General features: G+C 47.0%; 18 protein-coding genes. 6 read left to right on the top strand and 12 right to left on the bottom strand.

What is annotated here, in order from left to right:
• Positions 1-3 precede the first annotated feature (3 nt).
• The 8 genes from GWR21_RS31265 to GWR21_RS31230 all read right to left on the bottom strand — a co-directional run bounded on the left by GWR21_RS31265 (position 4) and on the right by GWR21_RS31230 (position 7,518).
• Entirely contained in the window at positions 4-2,394 is a 2,391-nt protein-coding gene (locus GWR21_RS31265) for a hypothetical protein (protein ID WP_162335609.1), read from the bottom strand.
• A gap of 10 nt (positions 2,395-2,404) precedes the next feature.
• Entirely contained in the window at positions 2,405-3,142 is a 738-nt protein-coding gene (locus tag GWR21_RS31260; protein WP_162335608.1) for a hypothetical protein, read from the bottom strand.
• A gap of 47 nt (positions 3,143-3,189) precedes the next feature.
• Positions 3,190-3,903: a hypothetical protein gene (locus tag GWR21_RS31255; protein WP_162335607.1), complete on the bottom strand. Its 714-nt coding sequence runs from the start codon at positions 3,901-3,903 to the stop codon at positions 3,190-3,192.
• Between the two features lie 720 nt (positions 3,904-4,623).
• On the bottom strand, positions 4,624-5,427 hold the full coding sequence (locus tag GWR21_RS31250; RefSeq protein ID WP_162335606.1) for a hypothetical protein: 804 nt from the start codon (positions 5,425-5,427) through the stop codon (positions 4,624-4,626).
• A gap of 22 nt (positions 5,428-5,449) precedes the next feature.
• Positions 5,450-5,776: an immunity protein Imm33 domain-containing protein gene (locus tag GWR21_RS31245; protein ID WP_449508355.1), complete on the bottom strand. Its 327-nt coding sequence runs from the start codon at positions 5,774-5,776 to the stop codon at positions 5,450-5,452.
• 46 nt (positions 5,777-5,822) lie between these two features.
• A complete protein-coding gene (locus GWR21_RS31240) occupies positions 5,823-6,431 on the bottom strand; it encodes a hypothetical protein (protein WP_162335605.1) in 609 nt (202 codons plus the stop codon).
• Positions 6,432-6,684: 253 nt separating this feature from the next.
• Positions 6,685-7,065: a DUF5071 domain-containing protein gene (locus GWR21_RS31235; RefSeq protein ID WP_162335604.1), complete on the bottom strand. Its 381-nt coding sequence runs from the start codon at positions 7,063-7,065 to the stop codon at positions 6,685-6,687.
• A 3-nt stretch (positions 7,066-7,068) separates the two neighbouring features.
• Positions 7,069-7,518 carry a macro domain-containing protein gene (locus tag GWR21_RS31230; RefSeq protein ID WP_162335603.1) on the bottom strand — a complete coding sequence of 150 codons (450 nt, stop codon included), beginning with the start codon at positions 7,516-7,518 and terminating at the stop codon, positions 7,069-7,071.
• Positions 7,519-7,954: 436 nt separating this feature from the next.
• On the opposite strand from GWR21_RS31230, the gene GWR21_RS31225 reads away from it, so the two are divergent.
• Positions 7,955-11,062 carry a SusC/RagA family TonB-linked outer membrane protein gene (locus GWR21_RS31225; protein WP_162335602.1) on the top strand — a complete coding sequence of 1,036 codons (3,108 nt, stop codon included), beginning with the start codon at positions 7,955-7,957 and terminating at the stop codon, positions 11,060-11,062.
• A 10-nt stretch (positions 11,063-11,072) separates the two neighbouring features.
• On the top strand, positions 11,073-12,884 hold the full coding sequence (locus GWR21_RS31220; protein WP_162335601.1) for a RagB/SusD family nutrient uptake outer membrane protein: 1,812 nt from the start codon (positions 11,073-11,075) through the stop codon (positions 12,882-12,884).
• A gap of 105 nt (positions 12,885-12,989) precedes the next feature.
• On the opposite strand, the gene GWR21_RS31215 is transcribed toward GWR21_RS31220, so the two are convergent.
• The 3 genes from GWR21_RS31215 to GWR21_RS31205 form a co-directional block, all read right to left on the bottom strand.
• Positions 12,990-15,311 (bottom strand): family 20 glycosylhydrolase, encoded by a 2,322-nt coding sequence (locus GWR21_RS31215; RefSeq protein ID WP_162335600.1) that lies wholly within the window; start codon positions 15,309-15,311, stop codon positions 12,990-12,992.
• 74 nt (positions 15,312-15,385) lie between these two features.
• On the bottom strand, positions 15,386-16,024 hold the full coding sequence (locus tag GWR21_RS31210) for a pseudouridine synthase (RefSeq protein WP_162335599.1): 639 nt from the start codon (positions 16,022-16,024) through the stop codon (positions 15,386-15,388).
• On the bottom strand, positions 16,024-17,202 hold the full coding sequence (locus tag GWR21_RS31205) for a hypothetical protein (protein ID WP_162335598.1): 1,179 nt from the start codon (positions 17,200-17,202) through the stop codon (positions 16,024-16,026). Before GWR21_RS31205 ends, GWR21_RS31210 begins: the two co-directional genes overlap by 1 nt.
• Positions 17,203-17,331: 129 nt before the next feature.
• Here GWR21_RS31205 and GWR21_RS31200 point away from each other — a divergent pair, with 129 nt between their 5' ends.
• The 3 genes from GWR21_RS31200 (at position 17,332) to GWR21_RS31190 (ending at position 21,955) form a co-directional block, all read left to right on the top strand.
• Positions 17,332-19,734 (top strand): glycoside hydrolase family 127 protein, encoded by a 2,403-nt coding sequence (locus tag GWR21_RS31200; RefSeq protein ID WP_162335597.1) that lies wholly within the window; start codon positions 17,332-17,334, stop codon positions 19,732-19,734.
• 28 nt (positions 19,735-19,762) lie between these two features.
• On the top strand, positions 19,763-20,584 hold the full coding sequence (locus tag GWR21_RS31195; protein ID WP_162335596.1) for an MBL fold metallo-hydrolase: 822 nt from the start codon (positions 19,763-19,765) through the stop codon (positions 20,582-20,584).
• 87 nt (positions 20,585-20,671) lie between these two features.
• On the top strand, positions 20,672-21,955 hold the full coding sequence (locus GWR21_RS31190) for an acetyl-CoA hydrolase/transferase family protein (protein WP_162335595.1): 1,284 nt from the start codon (positions 20,672-20,674) through the stop codon (positions 21,953-21,955).
• Between the two features lie 20 nt (positions 21,956-21,975).
• Here GWR21_RS31190 and GWR21_RS31185 read toward each other — a convergent pair whose 3' ends face one another.
• Positions 21,976-22,377: a winged helix-turn-helix transcriptional regulator gene (locus GWR21_RS31185; RefSeq protein ID WP_317165766.1), complete on the bottom strand. Its 402-nt coding sequence runs from the start codon at positions 22,375-22,377 to the stop codon at positions 21,976-21,978.
• 96 nt (positions 22,378-22,473) lie between these two features.
• Between GWR21_RS31185 and GWR21_RS31180 the strand changes: the two genes are divergently transcribed.
• Entirely contained in the window at positions 22,474-23,193 is a 720-nt protein-coding gene (locus GWR21_RS31180) for a DsbA family oxidoreductase (protein ID WP_238430100.1), read from the top strand.
• Positions 23,194-23,233: the final 40 nt, after the last annotated feature.

Raw genomic sequence — 23,233 nt, 5'->3', positions numbered from 1 at the left:
CCGTTAGTTTATCTGGTAATGCAGTGATATTGCTGTATTAAATCTGCCGTAGTAATAGTTGGCAGCTGTATTTCTGATATTATGTCGACCGTCCGCAGACGCAGTGACGCTCCAGTGTTTAAAGAACTGTGCAGACAACTGCTGACGAAGGCCCAGCTGCGTCACTACGTCCCTGCTATCCATATAGATCAATGCACTGCTGCAGGACAACTTCCATAGTGTATACTGATAACCACCTTCTGTATTTAGCAGGTTATTGTACACCGCCGTATTCTTCACATCACGACTATACAACACGCTGACCATGACCATTCCTGGTCCGGCCATCCAGGTCTGCATAGAGGAGGCATTTACGAACAGACTTTTCAACGGTGCGTCCGGCGCCAGATAATTCAGCTGCTGCAAGCCGATAGTGCTGCTATTGCTGAAAGACTTTCCGCCGATCTTACCATTCGCCTGGCTCATGAAGGAGATCTTCCTATTCAGAAAAGCAGTATAGCTTTTACCTTCTGAGGTTTCCTTCAGGGTATTCTGCAATACATTCATGCTCAGGGAGAATCTGCGGGTAAAACGGTAACGGGCATCGAAAGCATATTGCTGGCTGCCGCGTTTGTCACCTGTCAAGGGAGAAACTGCCAGGTTACGGATATCCGTTCTCACACTGACCATCACCTTGTTTCTCAGCCAGCTACGTTTCACATAAAGACCATACTGCGTTGTTCCCCTGCTGCCGAAAGGCGCGCCCGGATTAACATATCCCAGTCCGGAATATTTGAAATATACTTTCTGTGACAACCCTATCTTTTTCACTTCTCCATTATAAGCCATCCCGACAGCCGCTGTCGCCCATATGTCATTCAGGAAATGACTGGCAGCCGATTTAGACACTGCTGCCGCATCCTGACTGTTTGTACCAAACTGTCCGGATGATTTGGACAACTCAAAGTCGAGCGTTCCCAGATCTCCCAGACTTAACTGTTTGGAAACAGCACCTACAAAAATGTTACGGCTGATCGCACTTGTACTGATACCATACTGTTGCTGCGGTTTTGCATTCGCATTTAACACAGATACATGGCTTTGTTTATTGCCAATATCGCCACGGCCAACACGGACAAACTGCATACTGTATGCGGGGTTGCCGGTGGCAGATTGCAATCCTGCGTCCTGAATACCCATCTCCTTTGTCTTTCCAAGCCCCAGCATGATGAACTTATTTCCTTTCAGGAAAGTTCCCATAGCGCCTGTCATAAACAGATCTGACACACTACCCTTACTGGCATCAGCACCGATACTACCTACACGCAGTTCTTTCATATGCATCATGAGGCGCTGCAATGGACTTAAATGCATCAGGTTAGACGCTATGCGGGAGGTATTCCCTGGTTCCTCCACCAATGCGGCTATACCACCGTTCACATCACGCTGACTGGTCAGCATAAGGCTCATTTCCTTCACGCCACCCAGCTGCTGCTTCAATGCCATTACCTTTCTATAATAGACAGCAGCCGTATCGCCGCTTCTTAATAATACATTACTCAGTTGCGCGCTGTCGAGGTACATCAGCTGATCGGCAGACAGCCTTCCTTTCAGACTATCTGCACCTTTGATCAGGGTCAGCTGCCTGGCAGCATATTCTTTCATACTGCCCCTGATATCAAGATCTTCCAGAAAGTACTTACGGAGATCATATTTCTTTTGCAGCTGCTGATTGACCTTGTCGAGGTAAGCTTCCCTATCGAACGCGATCTTGCCAAAATGGGCGCCCTGTAATGATGCACCGTTATAATTATATCCGGACAACGTGGAATAATTCAGCTGAAAAGGGATGCTTCCGATAGAAAACACATCCTGTATTACCCCTTCATTCCACCATCCAGACATCATCGCAGTAGAGTCGCTGTAAGTCGTCGTCCAGGAAGCACCTTTGAGTTTATTCTCCGGTTTACCAGGAAGCGTGAGAGAGCCCGGCAAATGACGATCTTTCAATGCATAAAATCCTCTCAGTTTATTATCAATGTATTGCACCTTCTTCACACTGTCCTTCATGCTATCAAACATACCCTGCATCTTTCCGATACCGGCGTTCGTATTACCTGCGCGCATATACTCCATGAACTGGGCTCTGGCGCTGGGGTGTAGGCCACCTAGTCCGAATTTGCCAAACGGGATAGCTTCTGCAGCCGTGTCGCCTGCAGCTTTATAGCTAATCTTTCGGTTAACAGCATCGACTACTGCCGACTTGATTTCGGGTTGACTCATCAGGTCCCTGCCGGTTATATCAACGGGCACACTATCCCGCGATAAGGATGGTATGCGCAAAGGGGCCGCATTACTGGCCGGGTTAAGCCACACCAACAGGCACACCACCAATGGAGATACCTTTCTGTACATATGATACATATTAAAGGTTCAAGGATTGATTTTTCATTTTGGCTTCCAGGCCGGCAATTCTTTTTTCCCGCTCCTGAAGTAATGCCTCGTTATTCTTTATGAGTTGCTCCTGCTGGGAAAGATCCTTTTCCTGTAAGATCAGGTGCAAAGTCAACTCTTCTATTTTCTGCAGCATTTTCGCCTGCATTCCTCCCAGCTCCTGGTCCCAGATACGGATCTCTTCTGCAGATGGGATATCAGGAAGATGTTTGTTAGCCGCTACATACCTTTCAACTTCCTGTAAGGAAGGCAACGCATATGATGAATCAAAAACAAAGTCCGCCCAGTTATTCACTGTTACTTTTACCTTATGAGCCAACATATCTCCGTTCACGGCAAGGCGCACCCTGTACATTGTCGAAGGAGTACCAACAGTATTAATACCAACAAAGCCGCTGATCTGTCTTATATAAAGAAGAGATTTCCCTGTGTTGGAATTATAGAACTCCCATCCCGCTGTAACGTCATTCGAGGTACAGTCGAACCTCAGCGTACGCATGTCAGTTGTTGATGGTCGTAAAAAATGAACTTTTACGTTACCATTCCTGGGATCGACATTAAAAGCGAGTCCATCTCTATGCCTGACTATTACAGGATTAGTTGTAGTCCTCCCCTGATCGGTCACTGCCTGTAAAGTAGGGGTCTGACCAAACGTTCTCCCTGCCGCCATTAATAATGCGGCTATTAAATAGAGTCTGATATTACTCATAGATAATTAAAACATTGAAATACTATACATGACAACGGTGTCTCTTACTACTGGCCAGCTAATCTGCGCTCCAGCTCCGCCAAACGTTTTTCCTGCTCGGTGAAAGCAGCTTCCTGTGCACTCAGCAGAGCTTTCTGGGTATTAACACGTTTCTCCTGATCAATGAGATGTAATGTCAACTCCTCAATCTTCTGAAGTAAAATAACCTGGTTCCCCCCCAGATCAAGACCATCTCTGCGTACATCTTCTTCTGTTGGCACATCTGGCAGGTGCTTATGTGTGTTGATATAAGATTCCAGCTCCTGTAATGACATCAGCTGATACGATGGTTCGAAAACAAAGTCTGCCCAGCCGTCAGGTCTTACGCGCAGCAGTCTGGCATATACGTCACCATTCACAGCCAGTTTCGCTTTAGGATCAGTGGTACCAATGCCGACGTTACCTGAATTCTGCTTAATGTACAAGAGGCTTTTACTGGAATAGACATTGTAAAACTCCCAACCGCCCGTGGCGGTATTAGCGGTACAGTCAAAGCGCATCGTCCTGTTCTCGGTCAATGACGGTCGCAAAAAATGTGTTTGCATCGTATAACCTACAGTTGAGTCAACACCTATATTCAAACCATCTTTATTCCATATGGAAATGGTGTTAGTGGTGGTATTACCGGCCGTGGTAACGGCCTGCAGATTGGGCGTTTGTGCTTTCACGGTAGCTGCCCAGCCGAATAGGCTGATAAGAAAAAAAGCTTTATTTAATCGCATAGGTATATTATAAAGAGAAACATTCTCAGTATGAACAAAAGATTCACATAATTTTACTGCAAACGCCGCCACATCCGGTGTATCATACAACCAGTTAGGCATGCTTACATGCAGGCCTGTAAGCATTTACAAATATTTGGGAATGATGACTGGCCATCAATAGCCATTACTGTTCCCGGCCCCTGTCATGTAGCGGCAAATTGTCCTTTTAAAATAAACAATAAGAAAAGCTGTAACGAACTTTCAGCCATGAAGTTTCAGCAAAGTCCCGATCCCAACACCACTATTTACAAACATGCAGTAGTTAACAAAGCTTTAATTAAACGAACATAGTATGTGACATAGACATAGGTATATTATATGTACAAAGAAAAATAATATTCCTAATATCAGGAAATTTTTCTTCTGCAATATCTTACTTACTGCCAAGAAAAATCAATTCTGATATTCAAGGCAATAATAGAGCTATACTGCGCAATATATATACGTAGCGCTTAGTTTAAAATTATTGTCTGTAAGTGGAGGAAGTGACTTCGGCTTAACACAGTAAAGGAGCAAGATACTAATCAGTAAACAATGGAATGATTCCTAAGTCTGCATGTGAAGAGATTTCTTTTGCCGGCATGAATTTATCATACTTGAAACAAATTTAAACAGGCTACTCTCATTCGTTCTTATTAATATTAAGGGGCTTCTCATCCGGCCTCAATTGTTGGTTGATCAGCAATGTCCGGAGGCTAACATCAGCCAGTAAACCAAACAAGGTACTAAACTAACAGCAATAGATACTAATACCACACGCCTGCACGCCACCTTTGACATACTTCCTTTGTCATAAGAGACCGCCGCCGACAATATTGTTACAAGTCCCACTAATATCGATACCGGTGTGAACCAGACCATATGCATGCCAAACAGATCCATTCCCAGATCTTGATAGTAAACTTCCACGATCATGAGGATCATAAAAAACAACTCAAGGAATAGATAACAGAACAACCACCAATATCCCCGGGAATACTCCTCTTTATGCTGAACGACATGTTCAGGCGCGTCCGTCGCTTCGCCTGGGTGAAATCTTGCTTTACAGAAGACATGGAATTCTTCTTCAGTACCCGGTGGCGGTTCCTCCACTGTCATGCAAGCCCATTCGGCACCCGTAAAAGCTTCTATCTCCCTGAAAATTGCAATAGCATAGTCTTCCTCAGGATCTCCACCGGGAATAGATACGCCTAAGATCATCATGCCATCGTTAGTATGAAAAACCATTCCGTGATGAATCGCATTACTAAGATCCGTATTACGCCAGTAAATAGCGTGTGACTCATCTGGTTTCGCTTCCATATAAGCGATGGCTTCAAAAGGATCTAAAAAAAGAATATCGGTTTCGTTTGTATCAGCCGCAGGAAAGAGATAGTTCTCCGATGATTGTTCTCTCTGAGGCAGAAACCTGTCCAGAAAGCGGTGTACCACTGATGGTGATCTGGAAGGTACCAGGAAATATGCATCTATATATTGAGGCATAGGGAAATTAGTTCGTAAAATATTAATTGTTTAACAGCCACTCATCATACCATACATCCTCATATTGCTCATTATCAAAGAGGAATCGCCAGCCGGGTGCTAATCCGAGATAATCCAGCACCTCCGGATACAACTCCAGCAAATGATGTACATGCATAGGTTTAAAGAAATCATCTGCTTCAGAAAACGCTCCTGCCCATATATACCATCCGGTTGTATGGGCCGGTTCCTTGGCACGTCTTAATCCATGTATAGGCATCAGCGTCTTATCGGCAAAGGTCTCTATTGCCACGCCGATGATCTTATCAAAGGGAGCTTCGACATACGCAGCTGTATATCGTTCACATATTGCGTGCTGCCTTCCTGTAATTGCTATAATTTCCCTATCGTCATAACTATACTGGTCTGTTTATATTTATACCACTCACTCCCATCCAGACATCATAATACTCGTCAAGCACCCGCTTCAGCTTCGACTCGGGATGTGCGTCCGCTATTTCTCTGACCATCTGAAAATATTCTCCCAATGCTATTTTACACGCATCGATCCAACTATCCCTGCTTAACAACAGTTCATGAAAAAAATGTTCACCTCTTTTCCTGACTGCCGCATTATTCTCCCGGTAATAAGATAATAATATCTCGTGCTCATTCTTCTTCCGGACCTTAAATGTTTCATGTAGCCCCAAACTTATGAATAACTCCTCAGCTCCTTCATGATCATTAAACCAGCATGACGACTTCCCTTCGAGCCAGTAAATCGTATTTAACAGGAACGTAGTGGCCTTTACGATGTTGTAAAACCCACCGGAATGAAATACTGTCTTATATCCATCCAGTGTAATAGTGAATCCTCCATATGCCATCCAGAAGCTCTTTATGTCCCAGTTATCCATATCCATCACGGGAATACCATCACGACAGATGTCGTAGTAGGTAGTTTCGGCGTCGGCATTGGATAGGTGAAAACACATTACCTCAATATCCGCATAGTTTTCTTTCATATTGTAGTAAACACTATGGTGCTAATAACAAAAAGCTGCTATCACTGCCATCCTGGCGATAAAGGATATGTTCCATAAATACCGTTTTAGGTTAATGAAAATGAGGTCACAAATCATTATCACCAATCTCATAGGTAAATCCGGGTCAAATGTAATATTCTTTACACATATTCATATAGAAAAAAGGATAGCTGTTACCTTACCAATAACAACTACCCCTTCATCAAAAAGGTCTTAGCAACAAACAATCCCGCTACACCTGTTTCCTGAGTATCTTCTCTGCCCATTCATCCAGCTCCCAGTCCTTCTCTTCTCCGACAGGATCTGCTGCCATCCGCTGTAATACCGGCAGGTATGCTTCATCCAGTTTAACCGTAGTCGTATAAAGTAAACATATCACAATTCCATACTTCCATTGATCATCATCTGACAGCAGGATCGGCAGTATATCTTCTTTTATCTCATTCACATGAGGGCGCAGGTAATCGCCTATCCCGTCGCCTACCATCCAGTTCAGGTCCTGCAGCCATTCCAGCAATGCGGGTACATCCTGCCGGATGTCAGCGAAATTGCACGTCTGCAGATATTCCACTGCTTCCATGTCAAGCTTTTGTTTTGGCAGGTATCTTTTCATTTGTTACAATTTATTCTCGACTATGTATAACGCTACAACCGGATAAGCCTCCGCCGCCTTCTCTATGACCGCCTTCACTTCATCCCAGTCCAGCCGGCCGAGTCCGGCCCCTATCCTCGGCAATGCGATCTTCAGAATACCATGCGCTGATGCATACGCCAGCATCTTCCCTATTGACCGCTCAATCGCCGGTAACGTCGCCCCTGTCGTCCAGGATACCTGTGTTCCCAGATTGAACACATACCCTGCTCCATAGTTGTACACATAGATATCTCCGGGCGTCAATTCGCCCGTTTTGCACCGCCGCTTATACTCTTTGTACATCTCCGGATATCTCTCCTTAAAAAGCACCGCAATACCCTTTCCCATCGCGCCGGCACAATTACAGCCATGCGCATAGTTCAGCACACCTTCGATATTGAAGATATCACCGTATGTTAAGTAATGGATCATCGTAAATAATTTTTATTTAGTACCAGTTGGGCGGGTCGAAATATCAGGGTAAGTCTACGGGCGCTTCTCAGTACAGGGATTTCCGGCAAAATTACAAAATAAAATGTACCGAAAGGGCAATGCGCCACTTCCACATGATAAAATGAATATGCTCGCTATCAATACTAATAAACATTCCTAAAACCGCGAAGCAGTACTACTACTGCATTCAGAAAAAAAACAAGTCCATATAGTGTCAATCTCACACCTATTTTATACATTTATCCCCTGATATCCATTAGAAACTCGACCAACGTACAATTCCATGTGAAAAACATCGCCTGTACTATGCGTTAAAACACTTATTGCTTCAATTCCACGAGAATAGCCCGACCAGCCATACCTATCCGTATGCGGTTTCCATTGATAACACTTGATGCATTATAAAATAACGTTTATGAAAAAACTAACAATGCTGCTGATGCTCATCTGCGCCCTCCATGTGCATATGTGCCACGCTCTTGCAGCTGACCGCTCCTCCGGACCTCCTGTGACCATCAGCGGAAAAATTACGGACAGGGACGGTGCCCCTGTCATCGGCGCCGCTATCCGTGTCAAAGGTACCACTGCCGGTACATCTACCAATACCAGCGGTAATTTCACCCTTACTGCTGTTCCTGAAAATGCAGTATTGATCATCTCCAGCATGGGATATAATTCTATGGAAATCATATTGAAGCGAACAGATAAAGGCTACACTGCCTCCACGGCAAAGGCCACTGACGCTGAACATCTCCAGGTGACCGCAGGTGATGCGCCCCATCTGACTATCAGACTCAGCTCATCTGTACAGGAGCTCGGTGAGCGTGTAGTCATCGCGTATGGCACCGTTAGAAAGCGGGATCTTACAGGTGCGGTTGTATCCATCAGGGAGGCCGATATCACTGCTACGCCTGTCAATAATGCCATGGAAGCCCTGCAGGGAAAAGTGGCCGGTATGGATATCACACGTCCATCCGGTGCTGCAGGCACAAATGTCAATATCCTCCTGCGTGGCAGCCGCTCGATTTACGGTGATAACAGTCCGCTCTTTATCGTAGACGGTATACAAAGCAGTTACGACCAGATCAACCCGTCGGACATTGCCTCTATAGACATTCTCAAAGATGCATCCTCCACCGCCATCTATGGTTCCGCTGGCTCCAATGGGGTCGTTATCATCACCACGAAAAAAGGGAAAGCCGGTAAGTCCACTGTCAACCTCGACGTATTCTATGGTCTCTCCGGCAGCCCGCATTTCTTCCACGGCATGACTGGTGACGAGTATACCAATTATCGCAGGGAATTATACCGTACGGTGAACGGTGAGTATCCACAGGACATGTCCCAGATATTTACCACTGAACCGGTATTCGATGCCTACAACAAAGGCAAATGGATAGACTGGGTAGGTCTGATCACTGATAATACCGCCACACAACAGAAATACCACCTCTCACTGGCGGATGGCTCCGGCAAAACAAAGGTCTACACTTCCTTTACCTACACAAAAGAAGAGGGGCTCCTCAGTAATGAGAACCTCAACAGGTACGCACTCCGCATGAACCTCGACCGGGATATCGCGTCCTGGATGAAAGTTGGCGCCAACATCAACGTAAACTATTCTATCCAGAATGCAAGAGGAAAGAACATCTTCACCAAATCGCTCTCTGCCCTGCCACTCGGCGATCCATATGATGCCCAGGGCAATATCAATCCCGTGTTTGTAGAAGGGGAATCAACACCACTGGGTGACCAGATCCCGATGCAGTATGCGGATAATACCCGTTCCACATACGCATTCATGACCGGCTACCTCGATGTAAAACCACATAAAGACCTCACCTATCGCTCCGTGATCGGCGTCACGCTTAACAACTCACGTAATGGCAAGTACTGGGGTAAACAGGCGGTTTCTAATGTTGTAAATGGTTATGCTTATCCCCTGGCAGGGATCTACAATGCTTTCAGCTACGGATATACGTGGGAGAATATCGTTACCTACAACAAGACCATCACCACCGACCATCAGCTCACGCTGACCGGCATCACCTCCTGGGCGAAGAACAGCGCAGACTATAACAACGCCCTCGGTCAGGGACAGGAACTCGACTATTACCAGTTCTACAACCTGGCCAACGGCACACAGAAACAAGGCATCGCTTCCTCTTACGAACAGAAGCAACGCATGTCCTTTGCGGGCAGGATCAATTATAGTTTCAGAGGTAAATACCTCCTAACACTGACCAACAGATGGGACGGTGTATCTCATCTCGCCAAAGGTCATAAATGGAGCACCTTCCCGGCCGGCGTAGTAGCGTGGCGCCTCTCCGACGAAGGATTTATGCAGGGTGCCAAAGGATGGATGGATGAACTGAAACTTCGCGCGGGATATGGTGTTACCGGTAACTCAGGTGGTATGTCCGCCTACTCCTCTCAAACGCAGGCGGCCATGTTCCAGGCCATCTCACTGGACGGCAAACTTGTTCCCAACGTACAATATGCTGGGACCTATTCTAATCCGCTTATCAGCTGGGAAAGAAGCTACAATACGAATATCGGTATCGACCTCTCCCTGCTGAAACGACGTATAACACTGGCTGGTGAAGTATACAACACAGATACGAAAGGGCTGCTCTTTAAACGTACATTACCAGTGACCGCCGGACTGACCACCTGGGCCTCTCCGCTGCAGATGTGGCAGAACATCGGACAAACAAACAACAAAGGTTTTGAGCTCTCCCTCAATACGCGGAACATTGTCAAACCTGCTTTTGAATGGAGCACCAACTTCTCTTTCACCAGCAACAGGGAAAAGATCGTTTATCTACCCGATGGTGATGTCATCCTGGAAAATCTGTTTCAGGGTCAACCGATCAGCGCACACTATAACTATAAATACCAGGGCATCTGGTCTACAGCAGAAGCCACTACTGCCGCACTGTATGGCGCCAAACCCGGCTTTGTAAAGGTGGCTACTGTCGAGAAGTTTGATGCTAATGGTGTGGGTGACAAAGGCGTACATCCCTACTCACAGAATGACCGTATGATACTGGGTTCTTCCGTCCCTAAATGGTTACTGGGCGTCAACAATAACGTCACGTTCCGCAACTTTGACCTGAATATATTTACGATGGTACGCTGGGGACAAATGCTCAACAGCAGCCTGCTGGGATGGTACACTACCAATGAGGACGGTCAGCCCGCCGGCATCAACTACTGGACACCTGAGAATCAGCCTGCCCGCTACCCCCGCCCTGGTATTAACAGTACACTTGGTATAGAATCGCTGCGTTATGTAGATGGCTCTTTTATCAAGATCAAAACTATCACTGCCGGTTACACGTTCCCGTCACGGCTGACTAAATACGCACACATCTCCAAAGGCAGAATATACGCTTCCGCCTACAACCCACTGGTCTATACCAAAAACCGCGATCTGAAAGGTACCGACCCTGAAACAGGCGGCTCTGATACCTTTCCGCTCTTCGCCACCTATGTATTTGGGATGAACATCACTTTTTAATTTGAATTCAATGAAAACCAGCATATTATCGACACTATTGCTTAGCTTACTGACAGGCATTTCCTCCTGCTCCCTTGAAGAGGTCAATCCATCCGGATTCACCATTGATGCTGTTGCCGCATCTTCTGTTGATGGCTACAGGAAACTGGTCAACAACTGCTACTTCGGTATGGAACGTAGTCTGTACGGCTATAACCAGTGGATGATGTTCTGTGAAGGTGGCACTGATCTCTGGAACTACCAGAAGAATGGCGTGTCCTTTTCTCAGTTCTTTAAATACAGTGCAGGCGCCGCCCCCAATCTGACGATGGGCAAAGACCTCTGGAATGCATGCTATGATGGTATCGGCTCCTGCAATACCGCTATCAAATATGCATCCGTCGCTCCGTTCACGTCAGAAGACGAGCGGAAGAAAGTCGTGGCAGAAGCTTATTTCCTGCGGGCGATGTACTACTACAACCTGGTAGAACAATTCGGCGGCGTGACTGTCACTACTGAGCCTGTTGCGACTGTCAACCTTCGCCCGGAAAAAGGCACACCACTCGACATCTATAACAATGTAATTATTCCGGATCTGCAATTTGCCGCACAATGGTTACCCGTAGATAATGGCACTACAAAACCTTCCAAAAAATCAGCACTCGGCTTTCTGGCGCGTGCCTATCTGCAGACGGTGGAATATGATGACACCAAAGCGCTGGCCGGCAAGGCGCTCGAAACAGCGAAAATGCTGATCGATGATTGTGAAAGCGGTGGTACGAAGTATAATACTTTCATGTATCCTACCTTCGATGATGTATTCCTGGAAACGAACAATTACACTAACAGAGAATCCTTATGGTCACATCGTTTCGTGATCGGAGGCGTGAGCAACAATGCCTGGAACATGAATATGAACAATGAACTGTTCTATTGCGTGGTGACCGATTTCGGCGCGATGCAACAGGTGGGTGCGGATTATACCACCTGGGGGCGTCGTTCTGGTGGACAATTCATGCCTACTGCCTATCTGCTGGGACTTTATGTGCAACCTGACGGTACACTTGATCCCCGCTATCATAAATCCTTCCAAACCTCCTGGACCGTCAATAAAGCGGGTTATACTTGGACAGACGCTGCCCTGAAGATATTTGACCGGTCAGGTGAAATTAACAATACCACCCAACTCAGTAACGGAGACCAGGGCATTACCTTCATACATCCCAGCGATCCTGACTACACGGCAAAGGCGGCGACCAAACTATCACAACCTTACCTCGTAGTGGACTTCGCTGATGTATACGATGCGAATGCCAAAACAGTGAAGATGCAGTACAACAGGGTGAACAGACCACTGGACGGTGGCGGCACGCAAACTACCAACCCGTTCTTCAGTTTCTATCCATCGCTGATGAAACACAACAGTAGTAACTACTACGTCAACAACCCTAATAATAACCGCTATGGCAACCTGAATGCCACCTTTATGATGCGCATGCCGGAAGTATACCTGATCGCCGCCGAAGCTGCTATATATGCCGGCGGAGGGATGGAACAGCAATACATCAATAAGGTCAGGACCAGGGCGGGCGCACTTCCGCTGGGAGGTGGTGTCACCGTGCAGACCGTCCTCGACGAAAGAGCCCGGGAACTGTGTGGGGAATATGTGCGATACTATGACCTGAAACGTACCAAAAAGCTGAACAAGGCTTATCTGATGTCCACTAATCCGGACGTCGGCCAGTACTTTATGGACAACAGAAATGAGGTACGGCCGATCCCTACTACGTTCCTGAATACGTTACAGGAAGCTGGGACGTATTATCAGAATCCCAATTACTAGGAATTAGGATTTATTGATAATAATAGACTGCTGCAAACGAAAGAGCGCTCCTGACCAATAGCCGGGAGCGCTCTTCAAATATGCGAGATCGAATCTGTTCAATTCCTAATTTCGCTTAAACCACGCATCTGGCACCGCCTGGATCTTACCACCATTCACGCGGTATTCCAGCTTCAGCGTATATCCGCCACCGCCTTCCACAAACTTGATCTCAAACGGGTGCAGTCCCTTCTGCAACGCTACCTGACCACTCTTCTGTACCGGGGCATGCCAGCCATCATTGTCAACCACTTTATCACCCTGGATATATAAGTTAGCACCATCATCTGCCGTCAGGAAGAAGCTGTATATAGCTGTCTCCGGAACGTCTATATAACCGGTGATCTTCGCACCGAAAGCTTTGCCACCTTTACCCATACCAGCCGGGATCACTGCATTGGTCACATATACGATGCTGTCTGATGTATCAGGCAGTTTAGTCACGCTCCTGTAGGAGCTATCGAAATACTGTACCTGTAATCCGGCTTCCGGCGCCTTGAACAGGTTCACCGGCGGAAAGAATGACTGCTGACGATAGTTCAGCGTATAGATATCACTGCTGCTGCCGGATGGGCTGAAAGAAGCCAGTTTGATGGTACCAGGACCAGGAACAATGAATGCCTCCGGTAACTCAGCAGATGACATTGTCGGAGCAGTACCATCCGTCGTATAACGGATCGTAATTTCCGGAGATGGTTTCTGGAGTTTCAGAACGGTCTTACCAACCAGCACGTTATCGTCCGTAAAGCCATCCAGGTCCGGCATACGGTAATGCACCTTCAGCTGGTCCAGTCTTTTGTATTGTTTGTTCAGTCTGAGCAGATAGTTGTCGTAATCCTGGCGGTGTGTCCACAGTACTTCAGCCAGTGCTGTCATACGTGGGAACATCATGAAATCCGCTCTCTTCTCGGAAGGAATATATTCCGTCCACGTATTCGCCTGTGCACCAATGATGAACTTTTCCTGTTCAGGTGTTAATCCTTTAGGTACGGGGTTGAAATGGTAGACATTAGAAACTGAATTACGGTCAGGCGGTGTATCGAAGTACAGCGGATTACCCGGCGTCATGATCACCTTGTTGCCATGTTGTGCTGCATGCACCGGCGCATCAGGCACCCAGCTACGCCAGTACATCAGGATAGCCGTTTCACTGATACCACCTTCCAGGATCTCGTCCCATCCGATCAGTTTCTTGCCTTTGGAGTTGAAGAACTTCTCCATTCTCTTCACAAAATAACTCTGCAGCTCTTCTACTGTTTTCAGGTTGTTAGCCTTCATGATCGCTTCGCAGGCAGGAGATTTTGCCCAGGTACTTTTCTCTACTTCATCCGCACCGAGGTGGACGTATTGGGAAGGAAAAAGGGCGAAGATCTCTGAATAAACATTTTCTGCAAATTCAAAGGTCGATTCATTACATGGACAAATAGGTGTGGTGAATAACGGGCCCCATGTAGAACCACCCACACAGCTCAGATAAGGATAGGATTTGATAGCCGCCATCATATGACCAGGCATGTCAATTTCCGGGATCATTTCAATATGACGGGCAGTCGCATACGCGATCACCTCTTTCATCTGCGCCTGCGTATAGAAACCTCCGTAGAGTGTTTTACCATCTTTCTGGATGATATGGGATTTATCGATCTCCATATCAGGATTGGTCTTTGCTTTCTGCATGCACACGGAATCCTGGTTATTGAATTCACGCCATGCGCCCTGTTCTGTCAGCAAAGGGTATTTTTTGATCTCAATACGCCAACCCTGGTCGTCCGTCAGGTGGATATGAAATTTATTCATTTTGTACAGTGCCAGCAGGTCAATGAATTTCTTCAGATAATCTACTGAGAAGAAATGCCTTGACACGTCCAGGTGCATCCCACGCCAGCCGTATACAGGATGGTCAGTGATCTTAACCGCAGGTACTGTCAGCTTTGGCAGTTTCGCATTTTTAACGCCTTCTATGTTTGCCGGTAGCAGTTGACGGATCGTCTGTACCGCACGGAACATACCTGTCGGCGTTTTGGCAGAGATGATCAGCTGCTGGGGAGTAACCTCCAGTGTGTAATCTTCTTCTCCTGCCAGCTGGTCGTTTTGTTTCAGCACGATCGTGCCGTTACCCGCTTTACCGGCAACAGGCAACGCCTTTCCCAGGCCCTGTCTGATCAGCGTCTGCAATTGTGCAGCCTCATTACTGAAAAATGCTTTGTTGGAAGGTAATACCAGTTTGGTTTTCGGTGTGATCACAAACTCGCCCGCAGCAGGTACCAGTTCCTGTGGATAAGGGACAATAGCATAACGTGCCGGGTCCGCATCCTGTGCATGAACTGCGGAGATACCGAGCAATACGCAGAATACCACGGCGCCCGTAAGCCTGAATGGTTTAAACATAATAGATTCTTTAAGCATGATAACGAAGCCGGCAAAATACCAAGAATCTTAACAGTAAACTAATGGCATATTGCTCATTCCTGCGGCAATATTGACGCTTCAGGTTGCCAGTTCTCTATTTTCAGCAACCGGAAGAACTCCGTCTCCTCCATTTCCCGGACGCCTCCTGGAGGGAGGTCGCCCAGTTGCAGGTCTTCTATGGATTCCCGTATCAGGCGGTCACAGTGGTGATGGATCGCCGCCGTCATCTTCCGTACCTGATGGAATTTCCCCTCTGTAAGGGTGATCCGCAACCAGGAATGTGGTAAGAATTCTTTCAGGGGATGATGTATTCTGGGAAGCATGTAGGCTGGCTTCTCCACGATCTCGGCTTCACAGGGCGTAGTGACCCAGTCTACCCCACCCTTGATACGGATGGTAACACCCTGTCGCAGCTTTTCGATCGTCTCCTGGGTAACGATATTCTTCACCATCACCAGGTAAGTTCTTTTATGGGGTTGCTCACTTTCAAAAAGCAGACGGGTGACCCTCTTATTGGTGGTTAGTAACAATAAGCCTTCTGAATTATTGTCCAGCCGGCCTACAGCATGCGTTCCCTCCGGGAAATCAAAATCAAGGTCTCCCAGCAGCCTGACCTTGTCAGGACTGATAAACTGGGAGACCATGTTGTAAGGTTTGTTTATAACAAAATAACGGTGACCGCTTTCATTCATCACTTAGATGCTTTCATTTTTTCAACTTCAGCTTTCAGCTGACGATTCTCCTCGTCCAGTCTGATAAGGTGCAAAGTTAACTCTTCGATCTTTTCCATCATCTTTTTCTGCATTTCTCCTACATCCAGGCCATTCTTTTCTACCTCGGCAGCAGCCGGCACGTTCGGCAGGTGGTGATTTTCTTTGATGTAGTTGCTGATCTCCTGTAAAGAAGGCAGTTTGTAGTCTTCACCAAACACATAGTCAGGCCAGCCGGTAGTTACCACCGTCATATTGCGGGCATTAATCACACCATTCACTTTTAATGTAACCTGCGTCGAAGTCGTACCAATAAACACATTCCCAGCAAGGTTAAGGTTACCTGCGCCATCCAGATTACCAACCTTTGTAGTACCACCGTAGAAGTTCCAGCCATGGGCAGTGGTATTGGTTGGTACAGCGAACCATCCATAGGTAGAAGCGCCATTTTCCAGTCCGATGGCATAATCCATGTTAGTGGAAGATGAAGATACCGCATCATGGAGAACGATCTTGCTGCCCAGACTTCTTGTATTGATTGTAGGGGCACCATAACCTGCAGCGTTAAATTTGATGATATTAGCGGTACCATTTACCAGGTTGATATAACCGTTCTTTGCACCCAACGCTACACCACCGATCTCGGAAACCAGGTATATATCAGCATTAGTAGAACTTGCGAACCCCTTGCCTACATATCCCTGTCTTACACTACCATTTGATTCATAAAAACCTAAGACAGACTGGTTGTTTGACCCGGTTCCAGTACCAAAGATACCAGCACCGTAGCCCGGCTGGTCACTGGCTACAGATTGTGTAGCCAGGAGTGTACCTACACGAAAACCTAACGGTGCGTCAACACGACCTGTATTGCGATCAATTGCTATAACAGTACCCAGCAATGCGCCATTATCCGCGTATCTGAAGAGTCTGAAACTGGATCCCACATTACTGCCCGTCTCAGGAGCAACCGTACCAATAGCCCATCTCAGGCGATCGCTGGTCGCAGCACCACTATACAGTCTTATTAAAGATGCACCACCTGAACTAAGAGCCGCCGTATCAGTCAGGTAAAGACTTTTTAAAATATTATTTTGTGCCTGCGCATAGAAAGAGGTCAGGGCAAACATGCCTGACAATAATAAAATTCTCGTCTTCACGGATGAATATTTAAGGTATAAGGAATAAAAAAATTAAGCTAAAATCTGATCAAGTCTGATTAATATATTTAAAATAAGGTGCCACGACAATGCATAACTTTAGCCCGTTGCCAAAATCATTTTAGAAATATGAAATTACTTGTAGCTATTTTTTCGCTCGCTGGCATCAGCATGGCGGTTAAGGGTCAACTGAAGAAGGACTATCCCATTCAGCCCGTTGCTTTTACTCAGGTACAGGTAACAGATAATTTCTGGGCGCCAAAAATAAGGGTAAATGCGGAAACAACAATACCCTATACGTTGGAACAATGTAAAAAAACCGGCAGAATAGATAATTTCAGGCGTGCTGCCCACACCCTGCCCGGCGATAAAATGACGGAATACACTTTTGACGATACCGATGTATATAAAGTGATTGAGGGAGCTTCCTACAGCCTGCAGATGAAAAAAGACCTGGCACTGGAAAGATATCTGGATACCCTCATTGCTATTATAGGCGCTGCGCAGGAAAAGGATGGTTACCTGTATACTTTCAGAACCGTGAATGCCAGTCAGCCACATGCCTGGATAGGCGCCCGCAGATGGGAGGAAGAAGAAGACCTCAGCCACGAACTATATAACTCCGGTCACCTGTTCGAAGCAGCGGTAGCCCACTACCAGGCCACCGGCAAACGCAACCTGCTGAATATTGCTGTTAAAAATGCTGACCTGCTGGTGAAGACCTTTGGATTCGGCAAAGAAGAACGTTTCCCTGGTCACCAGATTGTAGAAACAGGACTGACCAAAATGTACCGTGTTACCGGTAACAGATCTTACCTCGACCTGGCTAAGTTCTTCCTTGACGTACGCGGCCCTGGTAAAAAATATAGCGGAGAGTATAATCAATCCTATAAAAAAGTAACCGCCCAGCATGAAGCAGTAGGGCATGCTGTCAGGGCGACCTACATGTACACCGGCATGGCTGATGTAGCGGCCCTTACCGGCGATACGCAGTACCTGCATGCGATTGACGACATCTGGCAGGATGTGGTGGAAAAGAAACTGTATATCACCGGAGGGATCGGGGCCACTGGTAATGGTGAAGCATTTGGTAAACCATACGACCTGCCGAATATGTCCGCCTATGCCGAGACCTGTGCCGCCATCGCCAACGTCTACTGGAACAGCCGGATGTTCCTCCTCCATGGCGATGCCAAATATATCGACGTACTGGAACGTACCCTGTATAATGGCCTGCTCTCCGGTGTATCACTCAGCGGGGACCGGTTCTTCTACCCCAACCCACTGATGTCTATGGGCCAGCACCAGCGTAGTGCGTGGTTCGGTTGTGCATGTTGCATCTCTAATATGACACGCTTCCTGCCCTCCATGCCGGGGTATATCTATGCGCAGAACAAGAATGACCTGTATATCAATCTGTTTGCAGGCAACACCGCGAATATCACCCTGCCCGCAGGTAAAGTCACACTCATACAGCAAACCAACTATCCATGGGATGGTAAGATAGCCGTGACCGTACATCCTGCGAAAGCCATGCAATTTAACCTGCACATACGCATTCCTGAATGGGCCAGTGGTAAACCCGTTCCCGGTAACCTTTATTTCGGGGCAGACAGCGATGCCAAACAACCTCCTGTGATACTGGTGAACGGTGAGCAGGTGACATACAAAATGGAGAAGGGGTATGCCGTTCTTACCCGTAACTGGAAAAAGGGCGATAAAGTAAGCTTTGAGTTCCCGATGGAAACAGAGAAGGTGCTGGCGAGCGATTCCGTAGCCAGTGACCGGAACCGCTTTGCGCTGCAACGCGGCCCGATCATGTATTGCCTGGAAGGCCCTGACAACAAGGACGCCGTTGTACAGAATATTGTGGTAGATAAAAGTGCGGCGGTCAATGCGGTTTACAGACCCGACTTCCTGAACGGTGTTACCGTACTGGAAATGCAGGGGACAGCAGCCAGCCGGCAACTCAACACTGACCAGCTTATCAGTACCACCCAGATGGTGACTGCCATTCCTTATTATACCTGGGCAAACCGGGGACCTTCGGAAATGACCGTATGGATTCCTTACGAAGCTTCTGCCGCCAGACCCAAACCAGCGCCCACCATTGCTTCCAAAAGTAAAGTCAGTGCCTCTACGCCTAATAAAAGAATGTACATGGCACTCAATGACCAGTATGAGCCATTGAACGCACAGGATAAAAATTCTCTATACCTCCACTGGTGGCCTAAACACAATACACTGGAATGGGTACAGTATGACTTTGACCAGGAATATACCGTTTCCGGCTCACAGGTATACTGGTATGATGACAGTCCGTTTGGCGACTGCCGCATCCCCGCCTCCTGGAAGATCCTGTATAAACAGGGCGACCAATGGATACCAGTGAAGCAGCTCACGCCTTATACTGTTACCAAAGACAAGTATGACAGTGTACAGTTTGAACCGGTAAAAACCACTGCACTTAAGCTTGAGATACAGCTTCCTGCTGAAAATGCATCAGGTATTCATGAATGGATTGTAAAATGACTAAAATTTTTAGTAAAATTGCGGTGCTATGTCACTGCAAATTACGTCACTCAATTCCGGCAGCAACGGAAACTGTTATTATATCGGGACTGCTACAGAAGCTGTCCTGATAGATGCGGGCATCTCCTGCCGCGAAACGGAAAGACGGATGAAAAGGCTGGGATTGAAGATGGACATAGTAAAGGCCATCTTTATTTCACACGAACATTCCGATCACATCCGTGGACTGGAAGTCCTCTCAAAGAAATATAGTCTGCCGGTATACATCACCACCAAGACCATGCTGCATGGCCGGCTAAACCTTCATGCAGCATATGTAAAGGTATTTGACGATACAGCTCCCATACCGATCGGTGATCTCACCGTTCACGCTTTTTCCAAAGCGCATGACGCCATCGAGCCCCACAGCTTTATGATCACGCATGATGGTATCCGTATTGGCGTATTCACCGACATTGGTGTGCCATGCACTAACCTGATCCATCATTTCAAACAATGCCATGCCGCGTTCCTGGAAGCCAATTATGATGAAAAGCTACTGGAACAGGGACGTTATCCGTTCTTCCTGAAAAAGCGGATACGTGGTGGCAAAGGGCATCTCTCCAACACCCAGGCACTGGAAGTCTTCAAACTACATAAGCCGTCCTACATGACGCATATCCTGCTGTCACATCTCTCCAGGGACAATAATAAGCCTGAGCTGGTACTGGACCTTTTCCGGCCACACGCTGGCCGTACACAGGTCATCGTCGCCTCACGGGATGTCGAGACGCCTGTATTTCACATCAGTGCTACTCCGCAAACCGTTACACCAGTTATTACATATGTACAGGGTCAACTAGCTTTCTAACATATATCATATTTACGGCTAATCTTTATCATATTTTACCAGGTGACACAGGCATAATTTTGGGACATCGTTCTTAAAAACAATACTATGTCTGATATATCATATACTACTGCAGCAGAAGCTGTTAAATGCGTTCAGTCCGGCAACCGTGTATTCATTCATGGTAGTGCAGCCACCCCCGTACACCTGCTGCGCGCGTTACAGAACAGGCATGCAGACCTTCATGACGTAGAAATAGTCAGCATTACTACCCTGGGAGATGTTGACTTCGATAATCCGCTATACCGTAAAAGCTTTTATATCAATTCGCTGTTTGTATCCGCCGCCAACCGTGCTGTTGTGAACAGTGATGATGGCGACTATGTACCGATCTTCCTCAGTCAGATACCACAGCTGTTCAGGACTGGCATACTGCCTCCCGATGTAGCGATCATATCTGTCTCTCCTCCTGATGCACATGGATATTGCTCTCTCGGCACCTCTGTAGATATTGCGCGTGCCGCTGTAGATGTTGCGAAGTACGTGATCGCACAGGTCAACCCGCTAATGCCGCGTACGCATGGAGAAGGCTTTATCCATATCTCTAAATTTCACGCAGCAGTATGGCAGAAAGCGACTTTACCAGAGCTGGACTATGCCCGGCAATCAAGTGACGTAACGGCGAGTATCGGCCGCAATATTGCCGAACTGGTGGAAGACGGCGCTACTTTACAACTGGGTATCGGGAACATCCCTGACCAGGTACTGAAAAATCTGACCAACCATAAGAATCTGGGCCTGCACACTGAAATGCTGTCCGATGGCGTAATCCCGCTGATAGAAAGCGGCGTGATCGACAACAGTCTGAAGAAACTGAACAAAGGCAGGTCTGTGACGGCGTTTATGGCAGGCACACGTAAGTTATACGACTTTGTACATGATAATCCATCTATCAGAGTAATGGATATCAGTTATGTGAACGATACGAGCGTTATCCGCCAGAATCCCAAAGTAATGGCGATCAACAGTGCGATCGAAATAGACCTGACCGGGCAGGTATGTGCTGACTCTATCGGTACCTATCAGTTCTCCGGTATCGGCGGACAAATGGACTTTATGCGCGGGGCGTCCCTCTCAGAAGGTGGGAAACCGATCATTGCCCTGCCGTCTGTTACGAACAAGGGCATTTCACGTATCGTGCCCTTTTTGAAAGAAGGCGCAGGCGTGGTGACCACCCGCGGACATATGCACTGGGTAATCACTGAATATGGCAGAACAAACCTGTTCGGAAAAAGTCTTAAACAGCGCGCCAAAGCGCTGATAGAGATTGCGCATCCCGATCACCGTGAGGTGCTGGAAAAAGCTTATTTCGAACGCTTCGTTAAAAAATAGTTTTAGTTTAAGGTTGAAGGTTAAAGATGGCTTAGTGCATCCTGTAGGTCTAACTGATTTACGGGATGCATAATCCTTTGACGGTGGGTATGCCCCCATTTGGCCATTTCGTCAATGATCGCCTCCAGCGTTTTACCGTAAGGGGTTAATTCATATTCAACGGTCACCGGTTTGGTATCATACACCGTCCTCTTCACCAGCTCATTCATTTCCAGCTCCCGCAACTCCTTGGAGAGCATTTTGGAACCCACTCCCTCTACTTCCCGCTGTAATTCCATAAAACGGCGTTTGCCAAAGCGTAAAGAGCCAATAATGGCTATCTTCCACTTACCATTCAGTACATCCATGGTATCGTGGATAGCGCGAAGATGTTCTGCGCACGTTTCTGACTTCTCTGATGTCTGTGATTTCCTGTTCATCATACTTCCTTATAGTTTCCCCGGAGAAAGTACTTTCCTCCGGGATACCACTTTCAAAAGTAAAGTAAGATTAGGAACTTTACAAAAGAAAACGATCATATGAGTACAGCGAACAAAATGAAAGTAGAGATCTGGTCAGATATTATGTGTCCATGGTGCTATATTGGTAAACGCCGCTTTGAAGCAGCAATGGAACAGTTCTCCGACGCCGGATCCGTAGAAATAGAATGGCACAGCTTCCAGCTTGACCCAACCATTGAGTCCGGTCACGGCGATAACCTGTATACCTACCTTTCCAAAAGAAAAGGTATTCCCTACGAACAGGCAGAACAGATGAATCATCAGGTAACGGCACTCGCCGCGGACCTCGGATTAACATACAACATGGAACAGGCTGTTGTGGCGAATTCTTTTGATGCACACCGCCTGATACAGCTGGCTAAGCAACACCAGCTCGGAGATGCGGCAGAAGAACGCCTTTTTAAGGCTTATTTCACGGAAGGGAAAGATTTTAGTGATGCTGGTACGCTCGTGGAGCTTGGTAAGGAAATCGGCCTCGAAGAAAGCGTTTTAACGGAGCTGGTAAGCGGACAGGGATTTGCCACAGAAGTACGCCGCGATATACAGGAGGCAGACGCTCTGGGCATCAGAGGTGTACCTTTCTTTGTCTTTGACAGAAAATATGGTGTTTCCGGTGCACAGGCTGCTGACACCTTCCTCGAAGTACTGAACAAATCAGTAGACGAATGGAAAAAGACCCAGCCTGCTGGTCTGGAGATAATAGAAGGACAAACCTGCGGTCCTGACGGGGATTGTTAAACTTCCGGTATGTTCCCGTTCAGTGTTTGCTTTGATTATC

The sequence above is a fragment of the Chitinophaga agri genome (genome assembly GCF_010093065.1).
In the GTDB taxonomy this organism is placed as follows: Bacteria; Bacteroidota; Bacteroidia; order Chitinophagales; family Chitinophagaceae; genus Chitinophaga; species Chitinophaga agri.
The sequence above is the reverse complement of the archived record's forward strand: the minus strand, read 5'-3'. Positions and strand labels throughout refer to the sequence as shown.

Bases quoted from the DNA above. Each gene is read 5' to 3' on its own strand.
- GWR21_RS31250 (WP_162335606.1), bottom strand. From the start codon at position 5,427: ATGCCTCAATATATAGATGCATATTTCCTGGTACCTTCCAGATCACCA.
- GWR21_RS31185 (WP_317165766.1), bottom strand. From the start codon at position 22,377: ATGATGAACAGGAAATCACAGACATCAGAGAAGTCAGAAACGTGCGCA.
- GWR21_RS31195 (WP_162335596.1), top strand. From the start codon at position 19,763: ATGTCACTGCAAATTACGTCACTCAATTCCGGCAGCAACGGAAACTGT.
- GWR21_RS31180 (WP_238430100.1), top strand. From the start codon at position 22,474: ATGAGTACAGCGAACAAAATGAAAGTAGAGATCTGGTCAGATATTATG.
- GWR21_RS31235 (WP_162335604.1), bottom strand. From the start codon at position 7,065: ATGAAAAGATACCTGCCAAAACAAAAGCTTGACATGGAAGCAGTGGAA.
- GWR21_RS31265 (WP_162335609.1), bottom strand. From the start codon at position 2,394: ATGTACAGAAAGGTATCTCCATTGGTGGTGTGCCTGTTGGTGTGGCTT.
- GWR21_RS31220 (WP_162335601.1), top strand. From the start codon at position 11,073: ATGAAAACCAGCATATTATCGACACTATTGCTTAGCTTACTGACAGGC.
- GWR21_RS31215 (WP_162335600.1), bottom strand. From the start codon at position 15,311: ATGTTTAAACCATTCAGGCTTACGGGCGCCGTGGTATTCTGCGTATTG.
- GWR21_RS31260 (WP_162335608.1), bottom strand. From the start codon at position 3,142: ATGAGTAATATCAGACTCTATTTAATAGCCGCATTATTAATGGCGGCA.
- GWR21_RS31240 (WP_162335605.1), bottom strand. From the start codon at position 6,431: ATGAAAGAAAACTATGCGGATATTGAGGTAATGTGTTTTCACCTATCC.
- GWR21_RS31200 (WP_162335597.1), top strand. From the start codon at position 17,332: ATGAAATTACTTGTAGCTATTTTTTCGCTCGCTGGCATCAGCATGGCG.
- GWR21_RS31190 (WP_162335595.1), top strand. From the start codon at position 20,672: ATGTCTGATATATCATATACTACTGCAGCAGAAGCTGTTAAATGCGTT.
- GWR21_RS31255 (WP_162335607.1), bottom strand. From the start codon at position 3,903: ATGCGATTAAATAAAGCTTTTTTTCTTATCAGCCTATTCGGCTGGGCA.
- GWR21_RS31225 (WP_162335602.1), top strand. From the start codon at position 7,955: ATGAAAAAACTAACAATGCTGCTGATGCTCATCTGCGCCCTCCATGTG.
- GWR21_RS31230 (WP_162335603.1), bottom strand. From the start codon at position 7,518: ATGATCCATTACTTAACATACGGTGATATCTTCAATATCGAAGGTGTG.
- GWR21_RS31210 (WP_162335599.1), bottom strand. From the start codon at position 16,024: ATGAATGAAAGCGGTCACCGTTATTTTGTTATAAACAAACCTTACAAC.